This window comes from Planococcus maritimus (assembly GCF_001592825.1).
GTDB lineage: Bacteria > Bacillota > Bacilli > Bacillales_A > Planococcaceae > Planococcus > Planococcus maritimus_C.
The window spans coordinates 1-372 of record NZ_LTZG01000037.1 but is presented as its reverse complement, the minus strand read 5'-3'; the positions used below and the strand labels follow the sequence as shown (position 1 = coordinate 372).

1 protein-coding gene is annotated in these 372 nt (G+C 51.3%); it reads left to right on the top strand.

The annotated features are described in order from the left end of the window. Positions 1–372 (top strand): sodium:solute symporter family transporter (locus tag AY633_RS13710; RefSeq protein WP_455657219.1); only part of this gene is annotated, 372 nt, incomplete at both ends.

The window sequence follows — 372 nt, the reverse complement described above, 5'->3', positions numbered from 1 at the left end:
TAGTTCGCGCCTATGGCGGATTGTCGCTAGTATCATCATTTTGATTTTCTTCACATTCTCCGTTTCATCCGGAATGGTAGCTTCTGGCTTATTCTTCCAGAGCTCATTCGGCATGTATTACCATCTTGGCCTCGTTATTGGTTCCGTGGTAGGTGTTGCCTATACCTTATTCGGCGGATTTCTTGCCGTCAGTTACACGGACTTTGTTCCAGGGGTCATGATGTTCTTGTCGCTTATTGCAGTATCGGTCGTCGGGATTTTCGTTACCGGCGGATTCGGGGAAACGGCAGCAAGCATCCGGGTAGTCGATCCGCACATGTTGCGCCTTGTTTCAGGGGCCTCCCCGATCGGCGTCATTTCAGCCGCTGCCTG